Origin of the sequence: Cupriavidus sp. HPC(L) (assembly GCF_000307735.3) — a bacterium.
Lineage (GTDB): Bacteria > Pseudomonadota > Gammaproteobacteria > Burkholderiales > Burkholderiaceae > Cupriavidus.
The window spans coordinates 1-8051 of sequence record NZ_AMPR02000133.1; the positions used below are offsets into that span (position 1 = coordinate 1).

Annotated in this window: 7 protein-coding genes; 2 read left to right on the forward strand and 5 right to left on the reverse strand. The window is 69.7% G+C overall.

Annotated elements, in window-relative coordinates; translation table 11 throughout:
- The coding region (locus B551_RS09745) for a sigma-54-dependent Fis family transcriptional regulator (protein WP_023263981.1) at positions 1 to 1725 on the reverse strand (1725 nt) is incomplete at its 3' end.
- A gap of 265 nt (positions 1726 to 1990) precedes the next feature.
- On the opposite strand from B551_RS09745, the gene pedF reads away from it, so the two are divergent.
- Both pedF and B551_RS09755 read left to right on the forward strand, forming a co-directional pair.
- Positions 1991 to 2500, forward strand: a complete 510-nt coding sequence (gene pedF, locus B551_RS09750; RefSeq protein ID WP_006576851.1) for a cytochrome c-550 PedF — start codon at positions 1991 to 1993, stop codon at positions 2498 to 2500.
- A 100-nt stretch (positions 2501 to 2600) separates the two neighbouring features.
- On the forward strand, positions 2601 to 3494 hold the full coding sequence (locus B551_RS09755; protein WP_006576850.1) for an ABC transporter substrate-binding protein: 894 nt from the start codon (positions 2601 to 2603) through the stop codon (positions 3492 to 3494).
- Between the two features lie 122 nt (positions 3495 to 3616).
- Here B551_RS09755 and B551_RS09760 read toward each other — a convergent pair whose 3' ends face one another.
- The 4 genes from B551_RS09760 to B551_RS09775 form a co-directional block, all read right to left on the reverse strand.
- Positions 3617 to 4321 carry a DUF2894 domain-containing protein gene (locus B551_RS09760; RefSeq protein WP_023263982.1) on the reverse strand — a complete coding sequence of 235 codons (705 nt, stop codon included), beginning with the start codon at positions 4319 to 4321 and terminating at the stop codon, positions 3617 to 3619.
- A complete protein-coding gene (locus B551_RS09765) occupies positions 4314 to 4961 on the reverse strand; it encodes an OmpA family protein (protein ID WP_006578208.1) in 648 nt (215 codons plus the stop codon). Before B551_RS09765 ends, B551_RS09760 begins: the two co-directional genes overlap by 8 nt.
- Complete coding sequence (locus B551_RS09770; RefSeq protein ID WP_043438526.1) at positions 4958 to 7423, reverse strand: DUF802 domain-containing protein; 2466 nt, start codon at positions 7421 to 7423, stop codon at positions 4958 to 4960. Before B551_RS09770 ends, B551_RS09765 begins: the two co-directional genes overlap by 4 nt.
- Before the next feature lie 10 nt (positions 7424 to 7433).
- On the reverse strand, positions 7434 to 8051 hold a 618-nt coding region (locus tag B551_RS09775), incomplete at its 5' end, for a DUF3348 family protein (RefSeq protein ID WP_023263983.1).

Here is an 8051-nt window from a genome sequence, read left to right on the forward strand (position 1 = left end):
CCAGTCGTCAAGGAAGTCGTCGGGCAGGTGCGACACGTCGATCTCGTCCTCTCCCTCCGCCATCAAGCGCGCCGTGTTCAGCAGGTTGGCCAGCTGGCGGATATTGCCCGGCCAGTGGTAGGACGCGAACATCCGCATGACCGGCTCCGCGATGCGCAGCGGCGGCGACGCCCCGCCATGCCGCGCCAGCACCTTGGCCGCGACCACGTCGAGGTCGCTGCGGTCGCGCAGCGCGGGCAGCCGCACCACCAGGCCATTGAGCCGGTAGTACAGGTCCTCGCGGAAGCGCCCGGCCGCGACTTCCTCGCGCAGATTGCGGTTCGTCGCGCAGATCAGCACGAAGTCCACCTCGATGACCTTGTTGCTGCCCAGCGGCGTCACCGAGCGTTCCTGCAGCGCCCGCAGCAGCCGCACCTGCAGATGCAGCGGCATGTCGCCGATCTCGTCGAGGAACAGCGTGCCGCCGTTGGCCAGCAGCATCTTGCCGATGCCGCCCTTCTTGCGCGCCCCGGTGAACGCGCCTTCCTCGTAGCCGAACAGCTCGGACTCGAACAGCGTCTCGGGAATCGAGGCGCAGTTGACCGCGACGAACGGGCCCTGCTGGCGCTGACTCTCGGCGTGGATCGCACGCGCCAGCAGTTCCTTGCCGGTACCGGTCTCGCCGCAGATCATCACCGGGATATCGCGGCCGACGACCTTGCGCAGCTTGCCGATCACCGCGGCCATCTGCGGATCGCCGGTATCGAGCTCGTCCAGACCGCCGGGCTGGGCGGCGTTCGGCAGCCGGCTGCGGCGCGGCACGGCCGTCTCGCGGGCCTCGGGCATCAGTCCGCCGGACGGGACCACCGTCGAGCGCGTGATCTCGACGCGGGCCCAGACCTTGACCCCGCTCGACAGCTGCAGCGGCATCACGCCACCGGGGGCGCTGCGCAGCGCGTCGAACAGCTGCCCCATCGACAGCCCGAACAGCGACGAAAACGTATGCGCGCGCAAGGCGCCGACCGACAGGCCGAGCTGGAACTGCCCGCTGCGATTGGCCGACAGGAAGCGGCCGCCGGGCGTGAACGAAGCCAGCCCTTCCGCAATGGTGCCGATGAACTCCTGGCGCGCGTGGAAATGGACGCGCACCATGTCCTGGAACGCGTTTTCGAACAGATGGTTCTCGATCATCTGCGCGGACATGCGCACCAGCGCCATCGTGTGCTTGTGGAAGCCGCGATGGTCCCCCGTGACATCGAGCGCGCCGACCGTCTTGCCGTAGGGATCGAGGATCGGCGAGCACGAGCAGGTCAGGAAGTGATTGGCACGCAGGAAGTGTTCGTCGCCATGGACCAGCGTCGGCAGCCCCTCCGTCAGCGCGGTGCCGATCGCGTTCGTGCCCTTGCTCTCCTCGGACCACACCGCGCCGGGACGCAGCGCGACCTTGTCGGCCTTCTCCAGGAAGTCGTCGTCGCCCAGCGAATGCAGGATCAGTCCGGCCGTATCGGTCAGGATCACCATGCTGTGCGTGTTGACGATCTGGTCGTACAGCATCTCCATCACCGGCAGCGCGTGCGTGAACAGCGACTGGCTCTTCTCGATCTGGCTGCGCAGGTCGACCGGGGCGACGGGGCCGAAGTCCGGTGTCTCGTAGGGGCGCAAGCCGTAGGACTGCGATCGCTGGTGGGCCTGGGCGATGGTGTCGGCGTGCGTGCCGCCGTGCGGCTCCGGCTCGTGCGGGGTCATGGGATGTCTCCTGTTCGGCTGCCCGGCATCTTGGTGCCGGATCTTCGGCGATCGGGGCGCCCGCGCGAAGCGTTTCGCCCGGGCACTGTTGCATTGTGGAGCAAAATGCTTGCCAGGGTGTTGAATTCGAGGGCGCCCCCGCGGCCATGCTGCAACGCGGAGGACGCCGCCGCATGGCAATTCCCGCGGTTTCCGGGCCTGGTGCGAGTGGCACAGCTCTTGCGGACGATTGGGCAAACGATCCCGACAACACCAGGAGACCACGATGGCGACATTCCGCCCGACTTTCCGCCCGCTTTTCCGCCCCCTCCTCTGCGCCCTTGTCCTCGGCGCTGGCCTGACCGCCGCCGCGATCCCGGGTGCCGCGCACGCCCACGGCGACGTCACGCCCCAGGCGGTCGACACCAGCACGTTGCCGCAGCTTGGCAAGGAGTGGAAGCAGGAAAACCCTTACCGCACAGGCCCGGCTCACGACGAGGCGCTACGCATCGGCAGCTCCGCCTATAACCAGAACTGCGCGCGCTGCCACGGGCTCGACGCGATCTCCGGAGGCATTGCGCCGGACCTGCGCAGTCTCGATTCGGACTGTTCGGCGCTGGCCGACCCGAAGAAGAAGCAAGGCTGCTACAGCGAGATCGACCAGTACTTCGCCACCACCGTGCGCCGCGGCCGCACGCGCGACGGCCGCGTCTATATGCCCCCGTTCGACGAAACGCTGACGCAGGAAGCCGTGTGGGCGCTGAAGACCTATCTGGAGTCGCGCCGGCCGCAGTGAGAGCGGGCGGCGATGCCTGTCGCGCTTCGGCGCGGCTCGGTGCGCCGCGATCGCTCCCCTTCTTTTCCGTTCGCCCCTTCAGGAGACAACGATGCCCCCGATGTCCCACGCGCCTTCGATGCGGGCAGCGCTCGCACCGAAGGCAGCCCCGCGCCGCCGTCGCGCCATCGCGTTGCTGTTGCTGTCGGCCGGACTCGCCTGGTCGGCCGGCGCCTGGGCCGATCTGGCCCGAATCCGCGAGAGTGGCCGGCTGAAGGTCGCCGTCTACAAGGCCTTTGCCCCCTTCTCCGATGTCGTCGATGGCAAGCCGACCGGCGTCGATGTCGCGATCGCGGAAGCGCTGAGCCGCCAGCTGAATCTGTCGCTGACGCTGCTGCCCTTCGACGCGGACGAGACCATGGTGGACGACCTGCGCAACATGGTCTGGCGCGGCCACTATCTCGGCTATGGGCCGGCGGACGTGATGCTGCACGTGCCGGTCGATCGCGCCTTCATGCGGGAGAACGACAAGGCGACGATCTTCGCGCCGTACTATCGCGAGCAGTTCGTGCTGGTGCACGACACCGCGCGGCTGCCGCAGATCCGCGACCTCGGCGATCTGGCGGGCCTGCCGCTCGGCGCCGAAGCCGGATCGGCCGGTGCCAATGCCCTGCTGGCCGGTGCCGGCGGCGCGCTGCGAGACAAGGTCCGCATCTATCCGTCGCCGCGCGACAGCTTGCGGGCGCTGTTCGCCGGCGAGATCGCGGCGGCGATGGTCACGCGTTCGCAGTACGAGAGCGCGCTGAAGGACGAGGGTCGCGCCGCTTCGCAGTACGCGGCCGCGGAAGTCTCGTCGCCGCTGCTGCCGCCGCGCGGCTGGGCGGTCGGCATGGCGGTCAAGGCCGATAACAAGGAACTGGCCGACGCGGTACAGCGCGCGCTCGATGCGCTGCGCGGCAGCGGCGAACTGCAGCAGATCTTTACCGCGGCCGGACTGACGCCGGTGGTGCCGTGAGGTCGTGATGTCGTGATCCCGATGCGGTGATCCGGTGATGCGGTGATGCGGTGATGCGGTGATGCGGTGATGCGGTGATGCGGTGATGCGGTGATGCAGTGATGCGGTGATGCCGCCGGGTCTCAGGCTTTCGAGGACCCCGCGGGCCGGGCGCGCGACTGGCGCGATTTGCCGCGCGCGGACTTGGCCGGATTGGCGGCGGGCGGCGTGCTCTTGCTGTCGGCGGCGCGGTCGGCGGCGCTGTCGGCGTTCATCCGCTCGAGCCGCGACAGCGTATCGACATACGACAGCAACTGCTGCAGATAGCCCGGCGACAGCTCGCGCATCGCCGACAGTGCACGGTGGATCAGATGATTCGAGTTCAGCGGTCCGGCGTTCTCGGGGACGCGTTCCAGCGATTGACGCCAGGCGCGATCGGCGCTCAGACGGGTCCATGTGCGGCGCACATAGTCGACCAGGGCCGGATCCGGTTGCGGCGGATGCCTCGGCGCGATCGGCGCGGCTGCCGGGCCCTCGCCTTGCGCGTCCGTATCGCCTCTGAGCTCGCACGCCAGCGCCGCCAGCGGTCCCGGCGTGCGCGCGCCTCGCTGTGGATTGTGCTCGGGCTCGCCGGACTCGCCGGCTGCTTGCTGAAGCGCGTCGTCATAGGCCTGAACGAGTGCGGCGAGCCTGTCCTGCAGGCGCCGCCGCGCCTCGCCGCCTTGGGCTTCCATCCGGCGTGCCAGTCCCTCCAGCAGGCGGAAGCGGACCGGATCGACGCGATCCGCCCCGCTGTCGCGCCATGCGTCGATGCGCGCGCGCATGTCGTCCGCATCCAGGCTAGCCACCGGACTTCCCTGTTCCCATCGACACGCGCGGAATCGGCGCGATCTCGACGCGGCGGTTGCGAGCGCGGCCCTGCGCGTCCTTGTTCGACGCGACCGGCTGCTGCGAGCCGAACGCGGCCGAGAACACCGACGCCGCCGGCACGCCCGCATCGATCAGCGCGCGGGTCACCGTCAGCGCGCGCTGGGCCGACAGCTCCCAGTTGTCGGCGAACTGGCGGTTGCCGTCGCGCACCTGCCGGTCGTCAGTGAAGCCGCTGACCATCAGGATCTCGTCCCGATTGCGCAGATAGGCCTTCAACGGCGCCGCCAGGCTCTTGAGCACGTCCTGTCCTTCGGGTTGCAGCTCGGCGGAATTCAGCGCGAACAGCACGTTGCCGCTGATGCCGATGCGTCCGTTCACCAGCGTCACGCGCCCTGCCGCCAGCGGCCCGGCCAGCGCCTTTTCCAGGCTCTCACGGCGATGCATTTCCTGCTGGCGCTGCTTGACCTCGTTGTCCAGCCGCGAGGCGAGTTCGAGCTGGATGCCGATCACGCCCAGCAGAATCAGCACGAAGGCGCCGAGCACGACCGACATCAGGTCGCCGAAGACGGCCCAGGTCGGTACGGCCGGCTCGACGCCGGCGTCGATCTCCTCTCTCATGCCGCCTCTGCGTCGGGTGCGCGCCGGCCGGCGACATGCTGCAGGTCCTCCAGGATCTGCTTCTGCGAACGCATGCTGAGATCGACCACCTCGCGCGCCTGCGCCACGTAGTAAGCCAGCTGCTCGTCGCTGCGGGCCATCGACTTGTCGAGCGCGGTCTCGATGCGCTGCAGATGCGCGACCAGCTTGTCGTTCGATTCGCTGAACAGCTGCACCGCCACGCCGAATGCTTCGCCCAGGCTGGCCACCTCGGCCGCGCTGCCGGTGACCTGCGCCGCGACGTCGGTCAGCTTGCCGGTCTCGGCCTCCACCTTGTCGGTGAAGTGCCAGCCGATGCGTTCGAGCAGTTCCGCACTGGTGCTGACCAGCGTGTCGACCGCCTCGCGTTGCGCGGTCGAGGTCCGGCTGACCTGGTCGAGCAGCGTGGACAGGCTCTCCATCAGGCGCGTGCGTTCTTCCAGCATCGCGTTGTCGCGCGCCATTTCATCGGACAGCTTGCGCCGCAGTTCGGCAATGGCGTCGGCCGCCACGCGCGGCGCTTCGCCGGCCACCTGGGCCAGACGGGCGACCTCGGCGATGGTGGCACCGGCCTGCGCCTGCGTCTGCGCGGTGATCTCGTGCGCGGTGCGCTCCAGCGTCTCGCAGATCTGTTGCTGCCGGCTCGCGGTCTGCGCACCGGTCTGTTCCCATTGCTGGCGCAGTGCGGCGGCGATGCCGTCCAGCGTCGCGCTCCAGTTGGCAAGGCGCTGCTCGTCGTGCGCCGCCAGTTGCGCGCGCAGCTCGGCCTGCGCCTGTGCCACCGTGGTCAGCAGCGTGCTCGCATTCTGTTCGAACGCGCCCGTGGCGGCCGCCAGTGCCTGCTGGTTCTCGGTCGCGATCGCGCCGATCGCGCGCTCGTGGCTGGACAGCGTCGCGCTCCAGTTGGCAAGGCGCTGCTCGTCCTGCGCGGCCAGTTGCGCGCGCAGTTCGGTCTGTGCCTGCGCCACCGTGGCCAGCAGCGCGCTGGCGTTCTGTTCGAAGGCGCCCGCGGCGGCCGCCAGCGCCTGCTGGTTCTCCGTCGCGATCGCGCCGATCGCGCGCTCGTGGCTGGACAGCGTCGCGCTCCAATTGGCGAGCCGCTGTTCGTCCTGCGCGGCCAGTTGCGCCCGCAGTTCGGCCTGGGCCTGTGCCACCGTGCCGAGCAGCGCGCTGGCGCTCCGCTCGAACGCGCTCGCGGCGTTGGCGAGCGCCTGCTGGTTCTCGGCCGCAATCGCGCCGATGGTGCGTTCCTGGCCGGACATGGCCTCGTTCCAGCGGGCCGACACGGCCGCTGCCGCGGTGTCCATGCGCTGAGCAACCTGCTCGAGCAGGCCGGCCGAGCGCTGCTCGAAGCTGGCGGCGAAGCCATCGAGCGTGCCGCGCAGACCGTCGGCCAGCGCCGCGCTGGTACGCCGGTGGTCCGCCAGCGCCTCGTTCCACAGGCCGGCCGCCTGGGCCGTGGTGGCATCGAAACGGGATGCGAGGCCTTCCAGTTGCTGCTGCATCGACTGCGTGACGGTATCGCGCAGTCCGGCCGCTTCGCGGGCCAGGCCCGTCATCGTGGCTTCCACCGCCGGCTGGATCGCCGCGCTGGCGGCCCGCGCGCTTTCCGCGACGCCGTCCTTCAGCGACCGCTCGACCGACGTCGCCAGGCGGGTGTAGACCGCTTCAGTCTTCCCGTGGAACGCGTCCTGGCTGGCGGCGAGCCGTTCGGTCAGCGCCTGGCTCTGCTGCTCCATCGCGGCCATCATCGCGTTCAGCCGGTCCACCAGTACCGGCATCGTCTCCGCCTGGCTCTGCATCAGCCGGAACGCCTCCTCGCGCTGATGGGCCCGCGAATGGACGCGCAAGGTCGTCGCGATATGGGCGTCCAGCGCCTGCGCCGCGCCGATACGCTCTCGACGGCACAGCGCCGACAGCAGTCCCAGCATGGCCGAGGTCGCCACGCCGGCCACCGAGGTACCGAAGGCGAAGCCCAGGCCCTTGACCGGCGCGGCCAGCGAGGCGCGGATCGCCTGCAGATCGGTCGCGGTTTCCAGCGCGAGGCCGGTGCCCTTCAGCGTGGCAACCATGCCCAGAAAGGTGCCGAGCATGCCGAGCAGCACCAGCAGCCCGACGAAATACGAGGTCAGCGCGGGACCGGGCAAGGCCACGCGTTCGCCTTCGACCCGCAGCCGAACGGCCTGGCGCAGGCCGGGATCGATGCGGTCGAGCCAGGCACCCAGGCTGGCCGGCGTCTCCGACAGGCCGTTGACCGCCTGCGTCAGGCTCGCCGTCGCGCGGCGATAGCGTTGCAGCTCGAAGGCGCCACCGACATAGAAGCCGCCGATCAGCAGCGTCACGGCGAACGCCAGCGCATTCGAGCCCGCGTAGCCGGCACCGATCCAGCAGACGGCCAGCAGGCCGGCGAGGAACACAACAAGTTGAATAGGGAATCGGGTCATGATGTTCTGATTAGCTGCCGGATCGATTCGCGCCAAGCGCCGCGACCAAGCCCTCCACGGGTTGGAAACGCAGGTCCAGTTCGGCCAGCAGCAGGTCTTCCATGTCTCGGCGGAACACGCGGCGCCACGCGCCCGGCGTGATCGTCACCGCCACGCCAGCGGGCTCGGCCCTTTCGGCGGCATTGGCTGCATTGGCGGCATTGTGGGTATCGGGCGCTTGCGCGGCTTCGGCGGCTTCGGTTGCATCGGCGGCCGCAATCTGGGCCAGCGCGCGCTCCTCGGCCTGCCGCAAGCGCTGATAGTGCGCCTCCAGCACGGCCGGCAGGTTCGCCAGCAAGGCTTGCTCGCGCGCGCCCATCACGCGTTCCATCACCGCATCGAGCATGGCGAGCCTGCCTTGGCCTGACCGACGGGCCAGGGCCGCACGCAGGCGGCCGCGCAGATCGCCGATGGCGGTCTCCATCCGCTGCTGCAGCGTCAGATAGCGTTGACGGTAGATCGCGAAGTCGGCCGACGCATCGAGCGCCTCCGCCGGCAACGGCCGGACCGGACTGCGCCGCCCCCTGGCCGAAGCGCGGTCGTCGCGGATCGCGTCGACCAGCATCGCCCGCACCCGCGCGCAGTCGGC

Bases quoted from the DNA above. Each gene is read 5' to 3' on its own strand.
- B551_RS09755 (WP_006576850.1), top strand. From the start codon at position 2,601: ATGTCCCACGCGCCTTCGATGCGGGCAGCGCTCGCACCGAAGGCAGCC.
- B551_RS09765 (WP_006578208.1), bottom strand. From the start codon at position 4,961: ATGAGAGAGGAGATCGACGCCGGCGTCGAGCCGGCCGTACCGACCTGG.
- B551_RS09770 (WP_043438526.1), bottom strand. From the start codon at position 7,423: ATGACCCGATTCCCTATTCAACTTGTTGTGTTCCTCGCCGGCCTGCTG.
- pedF (WP_006576851.1), top strand. From the start codon at position 1,991: ATGGCGACATTCCGCCCGACTTTCCGCCCGCTTTTCCGCCCCCTCCTC.